Origin of the sequence: Rahnella sp. RcJ3 (genome assembly GCF_009498575.1) — a bacterium.
In the GTDB taxonomy this organism is placed as follows: Bacteria; Pseudomonadota; Gammaproteobacteria; order Enterobacterales; family Enterobacteriaceae; genus Rahnella; species Rahnella aceris.
This window is the reverse complement of record NZ_QSNX01000006.1, coordinates 265,483-281,355: the sequence shown is the minus strand read 5'-3', so window position 1 is coordinate 281,355 and position 15,873 is coordinate 265,483. Positions and strand designations below refer to the sequence as shown.

10 protein-coding genes are annotated in these 15,873 nt (G+C 52.6%); 1 reads left to right on the top strand and 9 read right to left on the bottom strand.

All coding sequences use genetic code 11. From position 1 onward, the window contains the following. Nucleotides 1-120: 120 nt before the first annotated feature. The 6 genes from apaH to lptD all read right to left on the bottom strand — a co-directional run bounded on the left by apaH (nt 121) and on the right by lptD (nt 6,950). A complete protein-coding gene (gene apaH / locus DXU84_RS10665) occupies nt 121-975 on the bottom strand; it encodes a bis(5'-nucleosyl)-tetraphosphatase (symmetrical) ApaH (RefSeq protein ID WP_013577046.1) in 855 nt (284 codons plus the stop codon). Nucleotides 976-980: 5 nt separating this feature from the next. Further along, the gene (apaG, locus tag DXU84_RS10660) at nt 981-1,358 is read right to left on the bottom strand and encodes a Co2+/Mg2+ efflux protein ApaG (RefSeq protein ID WP_013577045.1); all 378 of its coding nucleotides are present in this window, start codon (nt 1,356-1,358) and stop codon (nt 981-983) included. Between the two features lie 4 nt (nt 1,359-1,362). Further along, nucleotides 1,363-2,190 carry a 16S rRNA (adenine(1518)-N(6)/adenine(1519)-N(6))-dimethyltransferase RsmA gene (gene rsmA / locus DXU84_RS10655; protein WP_013577044.1) on the bottom strand — a complete coding sequence of 276 codons (828 nt, stop codon included), beginning with the start codon at nt 2,188-2,190 and terminating at the stop codon, nt 1,363-1,365. 5 nt (nt 2,191-2,195) lie between these two features. Beyond that, nucleotides 2,196-3,203 (bottom strand): 4-hydroxythreonine-4-phosphate dehydrogenase PdxA, encoded by a 1,008-nt coding sequence (gene pdxA / locus DXU84_RS10650; RefSeq protein ID WP_013577043.1) that lies wholly within the window; start codon nt 3,201-3,203, stop codon nt 2,196-2,198. After that, nucleotides 3,193-4,488, bottom strand: a complete 1,296-nt coding sequence (gene surA / locus DXU84_RS10645) for a peptidylprolyl isomerase SurA (protein ID WP_013577042.1) — start codon at nt 4,486-4,488, stop codon at nt 3,193-3,195. The genes pdxA and surA overlap by 11 nt, the downstream gene beginning before the upstream one ends. 86 nt (nt 4,489-4,574) lie before the next feature. Beyond that, nucleotides 4,575-6,950: an LPS assembly protein LptD gene (lptD, locus tag DXU84_RS10640; protein WP_013577041.1), complete on the bottom strand. Its 2,376-nt coding sequence runs from the start codon at nt 6,948-6,950 to the stop codon at nt 4,575-4,577. A 181-nt stretch (nt 6,951-7,131) separates the two neighbouring features. Between lptD and djlA the strand changes: the two genes are divergently transcribed. Further along, nucleotides 7,132-7,953 (top strand): co-chaperone DjlA, encoded by an 822-nt coding sequence (gene djlA, locus DXU84_RS10635; protein WP_013577040.1) that lies wholly within the window; start codon nt 7,132-7,134, stop codon nt 7,951-7,953. Between the two features lie 68 nt (nt 7,954-8,021). Here the strand turns inward: djlA and DXU84_RS10630 are convergent, their stop codons facing one another. From DXU84_RS10630 to rapA, 3 genes are all read right to left on the bottom strand, one after another. Next, nucleotides 8,022-11,798 carry a S6 family peptidase gene (locus DXU84_RS10630; protein WP_153375635.1) on the bottom strand — a complete coding sequence of 1,259 codons (3,777 nt, stop codon included), beginning with the start codon at nt 11,796-11,798 and terminating at the stop codon, nt 8,022-8,024. 206 nt (nt 11,799-12,004) lie between these two features. Beyond that, a complete protein-coding gene (gene rluA, locus DXU84_RS10625; RefSeq protein WP_015690474.1) occupies nt 12,005-12,706 on the bottom strand; it encodes a bifunctional tRNA pseudouridine(32) synthase/23S rRNA pseudouridine(746) synthase RluA in 702 nt (233 codons plus the stop codon). A gap of 66 nt (nt 12,707-12,772) precedes the next feature. Continuing rightward, nucleotides 12,773-15,670: an RNA polymerase-associated protein RapA gene (rapA, locus tag DXU84_RS10620; RefSeq protein WP_013577037.1), complete on the bottom strand. Its 2,898-nt coding sequence runs from the start codon at nt 15,668-15,670 to the stop codon at nt 12,773-12,775. Nucleotides 15,671-15,873 lie beyond the last annotated feature (203 nt).

Below are 15,873 nucleotides of genomic sequence, written 5' to 3'. Positions count from 1 at the left end.
TGTCAGGGAAGTGAGAGAAAAAAGGTCGAAATATCCCTTAAAAAACAATGCCGGTCACCTTAAGTGACCGGCATTACCCTTTGCAGGTGCCTTTTTGCTGTCTGAATGTCCGCTGTTTGATCAAACGGCTTTCGGGATTTCAGAGTGCTGTTTTTCGCTCTGGCGGTTTGAAGGCTGGGCGAAGTAGGTTTTGTCTTCCCAGCGCAGCATGGTCAGGTCACCGCCCCAGCAGCAGCCGGTATCCAGCGCATAAATGCCTTCCGGCGTGCCTTTCCCTTCCAGTGATGCCCAGTGTCCGAACGCAATACTGTAGCCTGCTTCCTGTAAAGGCCCCGGAATATCAAACCAGGGTTTCAGCGGCTTCGGCGCGTTTTCCGGGATATCTTTGCAGATCATATCCAGTTGTCCGTTCGGGAAGCAATAACGCATGCGGGTGAAAGCATTGGTGCTGAAACGCAAACGCGCCAGACCCGTCAGTTCAGGATGCCAGTTGTTCGGCATATCGCCATACATCGCATCCAGAAACAGCGGATAAGTATCGCTGCTCAGGACGGCTTCCACTTCACGGGCGCACATTTGAGCGGTGTCGAGATCCCATTGCGGCGTGATCCCTGCGTGGGCCATGACCAGCTTCAGATCTTCATCAACCTGCAGTACCGGCTGGCGGCGCAACCAGTTGATCAGTTCGTCAGCGTCTTCGGCTTCAAGCAAGGGCGTGATGCGGTCTTTCGGTTTGTTGAAACTGATCCCCGCGTAAACCGCCAGCAGATGCAGATCGTGGTTACCGAGCACCATCCGGACACAATCCCCCAAACCGCTGACAAAACGCAGCACTTCGAGCGAGGACGGACCGCGGGCGACTAAATCACCCGTCAGCCACAGGACATCGTTTTGCGGATTAAAATCCACCTGCGCCAATAGCGCCTTGAGTTCATCGATGCAGCCGTGAACATCACCAATAAGATATGTCGACATGAGGATTAATTTATCAGCGTAGGGATGGCGAGGCGGAAGACCGGAACAGGCACACGGAAGGTTTCACCGTCTTGTGCGACCATTTCATAATGGCCTTCCATCGTGCCCAGTGGCGTTTCTAAAATAGCGCCGCTGGTATAGTAAAATTCATTGCCTGGCAGGATCAGCGGTTGTTCACCGATGACCCCTTCACCCTGGACTTCAGTCTGGCGACCGTTACTGTTGGTTATCAGCCAGTAACGGCGAAGCAGTTGCACATTAAAACGCCCCAGATTGCGGATGGTGATGGTGTAAGCGAAGACAAAACGTTCTTCTTCGGGTATCGACTGTGACTCAACGTAGATACTTTGCACCTGAACACAAACGCGGGGCGAATTAAGCATAACGCTACTCCTGAAGTTCCGGGGTTTTAGGTCGTGTGGACAACCAGTTAGCCAGTTTACAGAATTGCTCTACAGAAATATTTTCAGCACGCATGCTGAGATCTAAACCCAGTTCGGTCATTTGTTCAGGAGTGAACAGGTGGCCGAGGCTGTTGCGCACTGTTTTACGACGCTGGTTGAAAGCATCCGTTGTCAGACGGCTCAGAATGCGAATATCAGGCACCGGATACGGGATCACTTCATGCGGCACTAAACGTACCACAGCGGATTCCACTTTAGGCGCCGGTGTGAAGGATTCTGGTGGAACTTCCAGAACCGGGATCACGTTGCAATAATATTGCGCCATCACCGTTAAACGACCATACGCTTTGCTGTTCGGGCCTGCAACCAGACGGTTTACCACTTCCTTCTGCAACATAAAATGCATGTCTTTGATGGCGTTGGTATAAGTGAACAAATGGAACATCAGCGGCGTAGAAATGTTGTACGGCAGGTTACCAAAGACACGCAGCGGCTGACCGAGCTCTTCAGACAGTTCGCCGAAATTGATTTTCATCGCATCAGACTGGATGACCCGGAGTTTGCCCTGAAACTTAGGGTTATTTTCCAGACGTGTTGCCAGATCACGGTCGAGTTCGATGACCGTCATGCTGTCCAGGCGCGAAGCAACAGGCTCAGTTAACGCCGCCAGACCCGGACCGATTTCAACGACGGCCTCGCCCGGCATAGGGTGAATGGCCGACACGATGCTATCGATAACAAACTGATCGGTTAAGAAGTTTTGCCCAAAACGTTTACGGGCAAAGTGACCTTGGTGGACTCTACTATTCATTGTTGTTATTTATCGTTGCTGTTATTTGCCATGTGAATGGCGAGATTTATTGCTGTCTTGAAACTGCCCGCATCGGCGGTGCCGGTGGCGGCGAGTTCAAGGGCGGTACCGTGATCAACGGAAGTCCGGATAAAAGGCAGGCCGAGTGTGATATTCACTGCGCGACCAAATCCCTGATATTTTAGCACCGGAAGGCCCTGATCGTGATACATCGATAAAACAGCATCGGCATGTTGCAGATATTTAGGCTGGAATAACGTATCAGCGGGCAGCGGGCCGATGAGATTCATCCCTTGCTGGCGCAGTTCGTCCAGGGCAGGAATGATAATGTCGATCTCTTCGTGCCCCATGTGGCCACCTTCGCCGGCATGTGGATTCAGGCCACACACATAAATTTGCGGCTCGGTAATACCAAATTTGGTTTTCAGATCATGATGCAAAATGGTGATGACTTCATGCAGGCATTCGCGGGTAATTGCACCCGGCACCGCCAGCAAAGGCAAATGCGTGGTCGCCAGCGCAACGCGCAACTCTTCGGTTGCCAGCATCATCACAACACGGTCGCAATGGCTGCGGTCAGCGAAGAATTCGGTATGGCCGATGAAGGGAATTCCGGCATCGTTGATAATGCTTTTTTGAACCGGGCCGGTGATCAGTGCAGCGAATTCACCGCTGATAGCACCGTCGCAGGCACGTGCCAGCGTTTCCACCACGTAGGGCGCATTAGCCACATCAAGTTTACCTGCGGTCACCGGGACGGCGAGTTTAACAGGCAAAACGGTCAATGTGCCCGCAGCCTGAGGCTCTGGCGGACGCGCGCTCTGATAATCGCGTAAGCGGATATTCAGGCCGAGTTTCTCAGCACGTTCAAGCAGTAAGGCCGGATCGACACAGACCACTAACTCAACAGGCCATGCCTGCTGAGCCAGCGCCAGTACCAGATCCGGCCCAACCCCGGCCGGTTCGCCGGGGGTAATGACCACAGATTTTGTCACGGAAGTATTATTTTCCATTCCCATCCATAATTTTCACATACGCTTCAGCACGTTGTTCCTGCATCCACGTCTGGGCTTCTTCCGCAAATTTGCGGTTGAACAGCATGCGGTAAGCACGTTCTTTCTGTGCCGCATCTGTTTTATCAACCTGACGGGTGTCGATAAGTTGGATCAAGTGCCAGCCAAACGAAGAGTGAACCGGTGCACTGATTTCACCTTTTTTCAGGTTCATCAACGCATCACGGAACGCAGGATCGTACATGTCTGGTGACGCCCAACCTAAATCGCCGCCCTGATTAGCAGAGCCAGGATCCTGAGAAAGCTGTTTGGCTTCATCAGCGAATGTGGCTTTACCGCTCTTAATATCAGCCGCAACCTGTTCCAGCTTCGCACGCGCCTGCGCATCCGTCATTACGACAGAAGGTTTCAGCAGGATATGACGGGCGTGAACCTCGGTGACAGAAACCGTTTTATTGTCGCCACGGATATCGTTCACTTTCAGAATGTGGAAACCAACACCAGAACGAATCGGGCCAATGACCTGGCCTTTCTGAGCGGTGCTTAACGCCTGAGCAAACAGGGAAGGCAGTTCCTGCAATTTGCCCCAGCCCATGTTGCCGCCTTTCAGTGCCTGGGAATCAGCCGAGTAGGTGATAGCCAGTTTGCCAAAGTCCGCACCATTGTTCAGATCAGCAACAATTTTCTTCGCCAGCTGTTCTGCAGAATCAACCTGATCCTGAGTTGGGTTTTCTGGCAGTGGCAACAGAATATGGCTGAGGTTGAATTCAGCACCGCTGCCGTTTTGCGCCGCAACCTGTTTGGCAAGCTGATCCACTTCCTGAGGCAGTATGGTGACACGGCGACGCACTTCACTGTTACGTACTTCGCTGATGATCATTTCCTTGCGAATCTGCGTACGGTAAGTGCTGTAGTTCATTCCGTCATAAGCCAGACGGCTGCGCAGTTGATCAACAGAAATGTTGTTTTGCTGTGCAATACCTGCAATGGCTTTATCCACGTCCTGATCGGTTGGCGTGATGCCCATTCGGGTCGCCATTTGTAACTGGATCTGATCCATGATCAAACGGTCGAGGATCTGGTGACGCAGAGTCGCATCATCCGGCAACTGCTGTTTAGCCTGCTGTGCCTGCTGTTTTACAGAATTAAACAAGCTATCAACGTCACTTTGCAATACCACGCCGTTGTTAACGACGGCGGCAACTTTATCAACTTCCTGAGGGGCAGCAAACGCAGTGCTGGCACAAAGCGTCACGCCGAGGAGAAGTGTTCTCCAGTTCTTCATACTTTTTCCATTTGTCTAATCCGCAAGCGCGGGTTTCAAGTTCACTGAATTCGTCGTGTCTTCACGAAATGAATCGTGTTTCGGGCTTAGAAAGCGCGTTGATAAGGCAGTATGCCGCTGGCCAACATTTCTTTCGTTCCGAGGGTTTGATTGTTACCCAGGCCTCTAAGTTCAATATTGAAACCAATCTTATTGTCATATTTACTTTCTGACTTAACCGTATCGTAGCTGGTGATCTTACGTTCATAACCAACATTGATAGCCCAGCAGCATGTGTTGTATTGCAAACCAATAAGCTGATCGGCTGGCTGCTGTGCTTTGGTGTCGTAATAATACGCCCCCACGATTGCCCAACGGTCAGCAATCGGCCAACTGGCGATGCCGCCAACCTGCGAAATACCGTCCTGATAACCCGGGTTGGTAACGTTAGGTAACGTTGCCTGAATATATTCCGGGCTGGCGTAACGGTAACTCAGCTGAATCATTCTTTCTGAGTCTGCGCGGTACTCAAGCACGGCATCGCCTAAAGCCAGCGCATCCAGACGGGTGTCATACTGCACGCCGCCACGGATACCCCAGAAATTGTTGATTTTGTAGTAGCTGTCACCGGCCCACACCAGGCTGCCCGTATCATCATTTTTATCCAGGACGCTATCAACGTCACCGGTGCGTGGCGGCTGGAAGTAATAAATCTGACCGGCAGAGGCATTAAAGCGCTCTTCCAGATTTTCGTCATAGATACGGGTCGTTAAACCGCTCGCCACCTGGTTTGCAGAGGCAATACGGTCCAGACCACTGTAGCTTTTATCGCGGAACAGGCCGGTGTAGTCGGACTGTAACAGCGTCGAGTCATAGGTATTGATCGAGCTCTGATTGCGGTAAGGGATATACAGGTACTGCACGCGCGGTTCGAGGGTCTGGGTGTAGTCACTGTTCCAGTCCATCGTGCGGTCGAACACCATTTTGCCGTCGCTTTTAAACTCAGGCATCGTACGGTTCACGGATGAACGCAGTTTGGTGTTCGGATTGCTATCGTAATACGCGTCCGGAATATCCTGCTGATAGTGGGTTGTCATCAGCTTCACTTCGTTATCCAGACTTCCCCAGCCATTACTGAGTGGCAGGCTGATAGTCGGTTCGAAGTGTGTACGCACGGCTTCCGGGTTGTCAGGGTTTACGCTGGTGAATTTCACCGCCTGACCGTACAGATGCAGGTCAAACGGGCCCACATCATTTTTGTAATAGTTAATATCCAGCTGTGGCTGTGCACGGTAAGCGTTGGCGTTCCCGAAATCTGAGAACACCTGGAACTGCTTACTGGCCAGTGTGACATCCCAGTTTTGGTTCGCGTAACCTACGCTGAATTTCTGCGTGGAATAGCCGTCAGTACTGGAACCGTATTTCGAATCGAAATCGGTGAAGTAATAAGGGTCACTGACCTTGGTATAGTCGACGTTGAAGCGCCAAACCTGATCGTATACACCGGCATGACGCCAGTAATACATCCAGCGCTTGGTTTTATCGCTGGTACGGTTTTCATCTTCGACATACTGCTGATCGATTTTCTTATCGTTACCCAGATAATCGAATTCCATCAGACCCGCACCGGCAACGGTCAGGTAGCGGAATTCATTTTGCAGTTGCAGACCACGGTTGCTCATGTAATTGGGTGTAATCGTGGCATCGTAGTTTGGCGCAATGTTCCAGTAGTAAGGAACGGTGACACCAACGCCATTATTGCTGCTGTAGTTAGCATTAGGGATAAGGAAACCGGAACGACGCTTATTGCCAATCGGCAACTGCATGTACGGGCTGTAGAACACCGGCACCGGACCGATATGGAAGCGGGCATTCCAGATTTCAGCCACTTCTTCCTGACGATCCTGAATCACTTCGGAACCGACGACGCTCCAGCTGTTATCGCCAGGCAGACAGGTGGTAAATGTACCGTTATCCATGATGGTGTAACGGTTGTTGTCACGCTGCTTCATTTTGTCAGCCTGACCACGTCCCTGACGGCCGACCATCTGGTAGTCGCCATCCTGAACATCAGTATCTTTGGTGGTCAGGTTCGCAAAGCCTTTCGGGCCATTCAGCTTGATTTGGTTATCGTTATAACGCACGTTGCCGGTCGCAGTAGCGGTTCGGGTCGGGGTCGGCTGATTGGGATTGGCGATTTGATTAAGCTGAACCTGATCAGCATCCAGTGTGCTGTTGCCCTGAACAACGTTAACGTTGCCGCTAAACAGCGCACTGTCAGGATAATTGCCGGTCGCCTTATCGGCGTTGATGGTCACAGGCAGTGAATTAGGATCACCCTGCACCAAAGGTTTGTCATAGGTCGGAACGCCGAGCATACATTGTGCTGCGAGATCGGCCATTGCGCCGTGACTGTACAATACTGACCAGATTGTGGCGGCCAGCATTGTCGGTAAGCGTGTTTTCAGACGTCTGTTTTTCATACGTAAAATGGTGTTCCGTCATCAGAGGCATCATGCCGGCAAACGGTCAGAGACTATCTCACTCATCATGGTTGCGCTAGTGTTAAATCCCACCTGTTACGTTGCTGCCGTTAGGCACAACGATAAATGCCGGTTATGATAAAGCAATTTTTAAGCGACGGCATGGCGAATTGAGGAGTATATGCAGTATTGGGGAAAACTGCTCGGACTTATCCTGGGCTTATGGTCCGGTTTAGGCTTCTGGGGAATTGTAGCAGGGCTGCTGATAGGGCATATGTTTGATACCGCGCGTTCAGCGAAACGCAGAGGGTATTTTGCCGATCAGCAGACACGTCAAACCATCTTTTTCCGCACCACGTTTGAGGTGATGGGAAATCTGACTAAATCAAAAGGCAGAGTTACCGAGGCGGATATTCAGATCGCCAGTCTTTACATGGAACGTATGCAGTTGCACGGCGAGCAGCGCGAAGCCGCACAACGCGCTTTTCGCGACGGGAAAGAAGCTGACTATCCCTTGCGTGAGAAAATGCGCGAACTGCGCACTGCGTGTTTTGGTCGTTTTGACCTGATACGGACTTTTCTGGAAATCCAGATCCAGGCCGCGTACGCCGACGGTTCATTGCATCCCAATGAACGCGAAGTGTTGTACGTGATTGCTGAAGAGCTTGGGATTTCACGGATGCAGTTCGATCAGTTCCTGCGCATGATGGAAGGCGGCCAGCAGTTTGGCGGTCACCAGCAGGGGGGGCGCTCGTATGGCGGCGGTTATCACCAGACGCAGCAAGGCCCGACGCTGGCAGATGCCTGCAAAGTGCTGGGCGTGAATGCCACCGACGACGCAACGACCATTAAACGTGCCTACCGCAAACTGATGGGCGAGCATCATCCTGACAAACTGGTGGCGAAAGGTTTACCGCCTGAAATGATGGAAATGGCGAAGGAAAAAGCACAGGCGATTCAGGCGGCGTATGACCTGATCAAACGTGAAAAAGGCTTTAAATAACGTCATCATTAAAAAGGCGCTCTTTCAGAGCGCCTTTTGCTTTGTGGGACACAGCCTTGTGTCAGGTGTCAGAACTTAAACGTCACCCCTGCCACAGCCTGCCAATAATCTACCCCTTCATCTTCCAGCCTGTGCTGATACTGTACACCGGTATTCAGTGACACATTCGGCATCGGATTGCTGATAATCCCCAGGTCTAGCATCCCGGAACTGCCTGCAGCACCGCTGTGGAAGCTGTTGCTGACGTCGCTGTAGGTGACTCCGATGTCCACTGACGCATCGTCTCTGAGATCTGTAATGAACAATGTATTCGCCGTAATCGCCCATTTACCAGCATTTGCGGTATCCCAGTCGTAGCGGTAACGCATCCCTAAGCGGGCAGTCTGACGGGTGATATCGTCATAATGAACCTTCGTATTATCAATATCCGTAAAATCATCGACTTGCAGGCGCTGAATACCAAATCCAACTAATGGTGTCAGCACATGATTGCCCGCCTGGATTTTATATCCCACATCCACAGAGCCACCGAAGGAGGTCGCACTGATATCCGCCACGTCACTGCCGCGTAGGTCAGTCGATACATTGCCGTCATAGATGGCGACGTCCGAAGCTACATCCACCGTTAAACCGCTGACATACTGATACGACAGCAGTGAAGAGAGTCCCCAGGTGGTGTATTGCGTTTTGCTGTTGCCGTCGGCGGCATCCGGCGTGACATCCAGATTAGCGCTGGAAAGGCCAAGGCTGAGTGCCAGCGAGTGGGTGTCGTTACCCAGTTGCATCACTTTGGCACCCAATAGCCAGCCTTCTTCTTTCTGCGTGTAGTCGTAGCCATAATCCATAAAGCCGAGTGCTGAATGATAGTTGTCTTCTCCGTTGAGATACTGGAAGAAGAGATTCTGTTTCTTATCATCCTGTGCCAGAACCTGATTGCGGAAGGTTTCACTCACGCGACTGTTGTAGCTCAGCAGGGCGGAAGGTAAAGACAGATAAGAAGGCACCTGCGGCGTAACGGCCGGACGCGTATTTTTTCCGCTATCATCGTCATCTGGCGTCGGTGCCGGCGGGACCGGCGTGTCATCACCTTCATCCGGCGTTGGTTCAGGAACCGGTGTATCGTCGTCCTCGCCATCGTCTTCATCATCCGGCGTCGGTTCTGGCGGAACCGGCGTGTTATCGACCGGTACCGTATTGTCGCCTTCGGTCAGCATGTTGTTTTGCAGACGGTAATCCCAGAACTGATCGCCGCTGCCTGCCACTTCACGCTGTTCTTCAGAGCTGCGGCCCGGTGCGAAGGCATACAGGTTATAGGCGTAAGCGCCGCGCGCCACGTATTCCCCCGCCAGTCTGAAGCTGTCTTTGGTTGCCTTACCGGCCACCTGGATCAGCGACACGCCTTCCTGATTATCCGCTGCGCCATCATTATCCGTATCGGTGAAGAAACCCGCCCCTGACGGTGTGACTTGAACACTCACCGGTGCAGAGGAAACCATGTCGCCGTTGATCAGCAGCTTGTCGGTTTGTGTGAAAGCCGGATCGAAATGCGTGCGCAGGCTGAGCAGATTATTGCTGCCCGCCGCCATTGTGCCGTTAACGGTTTGCGTGGCCGCGACAAATGTATCGCTCTCGCTTTCGTTTTCGGCTGGCCAGTGTGGCAGAAGCTGCACATCATCTTTCAGGATCAGATCGGCGACGGTGTTGTTACCGGCCAGCACCGTGTTTTTCTCCATCGTGACGGTGGACGCAAGGGAGCCGTTGAGGATCAGCGCGCCGCTGTAAATATTGGTGGCACCGGTGAACGTATTCTCGCTGTTGATGTACAGCGCGCCCGGCGCCATTTTCTTCAGGGTTCCGTTACCGGAAATAGTGGCGTCAATCACCACGTCATTATTGCCGTCGGTGCTGGTGGTTTTACTGTCTGTCTGATCAACAGAAATCATACTGCCGGAAGCCAGTTCCACCTTGCCGCTCAGATGCGATTTACTGTTCAGCATCATGTTTGCCAGCTCGTTGAGCTTCACGTTGGCATCCAGTGTGGCGTGCTCGTTAACGCGCAGGGTGGCACGGCTGGCCACATCCACATTGTTTATCGTATAGGTTTCATCAATCCAGTCGTCACTGAACACTACATTACCGGCGTGCGGAGTCGGGCGACCCGCCAGTCTCAGAATGCCATTTTGCACGGAGAGCTGATTCAGGTCAGCACCGCCCGCCAGTTCCCAGAAGCCTGCGGAAGAGTCCGCTGCATAATCGACGTTTAAATTCGACGCCGTTTCCTGACTGCCGAGATGGCCGACGAAGGTCTGGTTACTGCTGTTGTTCAGCGTCAGGGTGCTGAGCTGGTCTGCATTGCCGTTAATAATGGCCGCACCGGAATCACTGTGATTGATGCTGCTGAAAGCCATGTCATAGCCATTGAGATCAAGATTGCCGCCGCGATAACCAAAGTAAATGTCGCTGCCGGTAATCTGGTTTTCGCCGCCGATCTGCACGGTCGGTCGACCGCTGACAATGGTGACTTTGGAGAAGGCTTTTTGCTCCCCGGCTTCATTGGCCTGCTGGGCTAACACCACCAGCCCGTCGCCGACATTCAGCGCGCCGCCATTATTCCCCACGGCATTGACGTACAGCGTACCTTCGCCGATTTTATGTAAAGTATCTCCGGCTAAACCGTTCACTTCCCAGTCAACGGTTTTATCCGCATCGACTTCGATCCCGCCGCCCACCCAGGTGCTGTTCGCACCTTCAGCCGACACTACCCGGTAATCGTTCGAGAATTGCAGTTTTGCGGCACCATGATTGACGGCGCTATCAAGTACGATCAGGCCGCCATCACCGGCAAAGCGCAGATCTTTTGAGGCATCGAGTTCTTCATTGCTGGCCTGCGAAGGGAGTTGCTTATCAACACCGTGCCACTGCCAGCTGTTTTCGCCTTGCGTAATATTGGCCGCAGTCCAATGAATATCGCCATCTGCTGCCACGTCGGTCACATCAGGATCGGTATTAGCAGCAATCACTTTGTTCATAAAATTGAGCTGCATATCCAGCGTATAACTGGTGTATTCATATCCTGTTTTTCCTGTGCCTCCCCATGGGGAAACACCGAAGATTTTCCATTCTTTATCTACGTTATCATAAACATACAACGGACTTCCGCTGTCGCCTGCTTGTATCGCTGAACTGAATGGCTGAGCACGTGCATCAGGCGGCCCGTAGTTAACCCAGCGTAATCTTGACGGTTCAAAGATTGGGTTGACCACGGTGCCGCCGCTTTTCCATTCGTAAGCGCCGGTAATATAAACGGGTTTTTTAGTGACGGGGTCGACCTGATATTGTGTTCCGGCACCGGCTCGCGCGAAATAAACATAGCGTTCTCGGTTCTTACGCACATCCTGAGTATCCACGGTGGGTACCGGCGCGGCATCGGTCACGACTTTATTTAAACGTGGAACATGGAAATCTTTATTCCAGGTGAGATATTGAGGGTCAATATTTCGGTTAATTAATTTATAGGAAGTTTTATATTTTGCTTTATTACCGAAATCGACAGCGGTATAACCGCCATTGTGAGCAACGCTGACGACATAAGAGGGGGCGATGACTGTCGCAAAACCTAAGCTGTTAATTGCGCCGAAATCGGGCATAGGGAAATTCAGGATGCCTGCGGACGTACCATCCATCTTAAAGACTTCGATGTTTTCTTCACCGACGGTGTATTTGCCCAGATTCTCTGCGAAGTCGCGGTAGTCCTGAACCGCAACATCTTCACGCATGATACCGGCATCGGCATCAAAAAGCGCCAATGCAATCAGGCTGCTGAGCAGCTTTGGTTTCCATTTCATGTCGTCTTCCCTGAAGGGTGAATAATTAAATTTGAATAAATAGGGCGGGATGTTATCAGGCGTGCGGGGCGAATTAACAGGGAAGGGAATAGGTGAGGAAGCCGATATTATATTTTTTGGCAAGGTAAATTCTGATAAAACAACACGATGGTAATGTAATACATATTACTTAATAGTGATTGAAGAAAAATGTATTATTTGAATGGTTAAAAATCCGGCTCGCAGTTAAATACCAGCGGCGCATCGGTTATCGGATGATAAAACGATAATTCCTGTGCGTGCAGTTGCAAACGACCGGCCGCTGCCAGCGCCTGCGGATGGGCATAGAATTTATCGCCCAGAATCGGATGCCCGAGCGCCAGAAGGTGCACGCGCAACTGGTGCGAACGTCCGGTAATCGGCCGCAGTTTCACCCGCGTTGTGCCGTCATCATCCCATGACATCACTTCATACTGCGTCAGCGCTTTCTTGCCGGTCTCGTGACAGACCTTCTGTTTCGGCCGGTTAGGATAATCGCAAATCAGCGGCAAATCGATAATGCCGTAATCTTCTTCAACCCGTCCCCAGACCCGCGCGATATACACTTTCTTGGTTTCGCGTTCGCGGAACTGGCGTTTAAGTTCACGCTCAGCGTCTTTAGTCAGCGCCACCACGATCACGCCGCTGGTGGACATATCCAGACGATGGACGGACTCAGCCTCAGGAAATTCCTGCTGAATACGCGTCATCAGGCTGTCCTGATGCTCGGCAAGCTTGCCCGGCACGGAAAGCAGCCCGCTCGGCTTATTGACCACCATGATGTGTTCATCCTGAAAAATCACCTGTAACCAGGGATCGGTCGGCGGATTGTAATTCTCCAGCGGCCGGGTTTTCGACGGTTCAGGGATAGTCGGTTGATGTTCGCTCATAGCGGTTTCAGTCTGCATTCAGGTTGAAATAAATAAGGGATGCAGACCGGCTGCATCCCGTCGGGCTTACTGATGGCTGACCACCACCAGGCGGATCGCATCCAGACGCCAGCTGGCATCGTTCAGATTCGCCAGCACCTGCTTACGGTTAGAGTCTACCGATTCCAGTTCGTCATCGCGAATGTTCGGGTTCACTTCTTTCAGCGCTTTCAGACGATCCAGTTCTTTGGTCAGTTGCTCGTCAGCTTCCACTTTCGCTGCTTCAATCAGGGCGCGCGCCTGATCGGCAATTTCCGCTTCTGCCTGTTGCAGCATGGCGTGAACATCCTGCTGCACGGCATTCACCAGTTTACTGGAGTTGTGACGGTTGATGGCATTCAGCTGACGGTTAAAACTCTCAAATTCAACCTGAGCCGCCAGATTGGTGCCTTTACGATCCATCAGCATACGCACCGGTGTCGGTGGCAGGAAACGGGTCAGTTGCAGATGCTTCGGCGCCTGACATTCCACCACGTAAACCAGTTCCGCCAGCAAGGTACCGACCGGCAGCGCTTTGTTTTTCAGGATCGATACCGCACAACTGCCGGTATCACCGGAAAGGATCAGATCCAGGCCGTTACGCACGATCGGATGTTCCCAGCTGATAAACTGTGCATCTTCACGCGAGAGCGCCTGTTCACGATCGAAGGTCACGGTGCAACCGTCTTCCGGCAGACCCGGGAAATCCGGCACCAGCATGTGATCAGACGGTGTCAGGACGATCAGGTTATCGCTGCGATCTTCCTGATTGATGCCGACGATATCGAACAGGTTCAGCGCAAAGTTGACCAGGTTAACGTCGTTATCCTGCTCGCCGATTTCCTTCGCCAGCTGTTGAGCCCGTTCGCCACCGTTGGAATGCATCTCCAGCAGGCGGTCACGGCCATTTTCCAGCTTCTCTTTCAGCGCGTCATGTTCGGCGCGACATGTAAGAATGAACTCGTCCAGACCTTCCTGCGCGGCAGGTGCCGCCAGGAACGCAATCAGTTGCTCATAAGCGCTGTCGTAAATGGTGCGGCCAGTCGGACAGGTATGTTCGAATGCGTCCAGACCTTCATGGAACCAGCGAACCAGTACCGACTGCGCGGTCTGCTCGAGGTATGGCACCATGATGTCGATATTGTTTTGCTGGCCGATACGATCCAGACGCCCGATACGCTGTTCCAGCAGATCCGGGTTGAACGGCAGGTCGAACATCACCATCTTGCTGGCAAACTGGAAGTTACGGCCTTCGGAGCCGATTTCAGAACACAGCAGAACCTGCGCGCCTTCTTCCTGGGAAGCAAAGTAAGCGGCGGCGCGGTCACGTTCGATGATCGACAAACCTTCGTGGAACACAGCAGCACGGATCGCTTCACGCTCCCGCAGAACCTGTTCCAGTTGCAATGCAGTGGCGGCTTTAGCGCAGATCACCAGTACTTTTTCGTCGCGGTTGGCGGTCAGATAACCGAGCAGCCATTCGACGCGCGGATCAAAGTTCCACCAGGTGGCGTTCTCGCCTTCAAATTCCTGATAAATCTGTTCCGGATACAGCATGTCGTGCGCACGGGCTTCGGCGGTTTTCTTCGCGCCCATAATGCCCGAGACTTTTATCGCGGTCTGATACTGCGTCGGCAGCGGCAGTTTCACTGCATGCAGATGACGTTCAGGGAAACCTTTCACGCCATTACGGGTGTTACGGAAGAGTACGCGGCTGGTACCGTGACGGTCCATCAGCATGGAAACCAGCTGTTTCGCTGCGGCTTCGTCGCCTTTATTGGCGGCGGTCAGCAGCGCATCGGTATCGGCATTGCCGACACTTTCACCCAGCAACGCCAGCGCTTCCGGCGTCAGCGGTTCTTTGTTGAGTAACAGGGTCACGGCATCAGCCACCGGCTGATATTGCTGTTGTTCTTCGATGAATTCTTCGTAATCGTGGAAACGGTCCGGATCCAGCAGACGCAGACGCGCAAAGTGGCTTTCCTGGCCCAGTTGCTCCGGCGTAGCGGTCAGCAGCAGAACACTCGGGATTTGCTGGGAAAGCTGTTCGATAACCTGATATTCGCGGCTCGGCGCGTCTTCGCTCCACACCAGATGGTGGGCCTCGTCGACCACCAGCATATCCCAGGCCGCATCGGATAACTGCTCGAGACGGGATTTATTGCGGCGCACGAAATCAAGGGAACAGATCACCAGTTGTTCAGTTTCAAACGGGTTCGTTGCTTCGTGGATGGATTCAGCGTAGCGATCGTCGTCAAACAAAGAGAAGCGCAGATTGAAGCGGCGCAGCATTTCTACCAGCCACTGGTGTTGCAGGGTTTCTGGCACCACGATCAGTATGCGTTCGGCACGGCCGGACAACAGTTGCTGATGAATAATCATGCCCGCTTCGATAGTTTTGCCCAGACCCACTTCATCGGCGAGTAAAACGCGCGGCGCATGGCGCTGACCGACTTCATAAGCGATGTGCAACTGATGTGGGATCAGGCTGGCACGCATACCGCGCAGACCGCCGAATTCCAGACGGAACTGTTCACGCTGATATTTACGGGCGCGGAAACGCAGGGCAAAACGGTCCATACGGTCAATCTGACCGGCGAACAGACGATCCTGCGGTTTGCTGAAGGTCAGTTTGCTGTCGAGCAGCACTTCGCGCATGGCAACGCCGGTTTCTTCTGTGTCCAGACGGGTGCCGATATAGGTCAACAGACCTTTGTCTTCAACAACTTCTTCGACCTGCAACTGCCAGCCTTCGTGACAGCTGATGGTATCACCGGGGTTGAACATCACGCGGGTGATCGGGGAATCATTTCGGGCATACAAACGGTTTTCACCGGTGGCGGGGAAAAGCAGGGTGACCATGCGCACATCCAGCGCGACTACGGTTCCTAATCCTAATTCGCTTTCCGTATCGCTTATCCAGCGTTGACCTAATGTAAACGGCATAATTTCTCTCTGTGTTGTGTGCTCTGTATACGGCGACTGCGCAATGCTTGTTCAGCCCGAGAGGTTTCACGGGCAATAGTTTTCTTTCCCCGCCCGGAGGCGCGGAGTAATTCACTGTGTGAGGATGATTCAGAAATGGGAAAGGGCGCTATGGTAATGGAAGGTAAGCGTTTCGTCACCTGTGAATCACAAGAGCTGCGCCT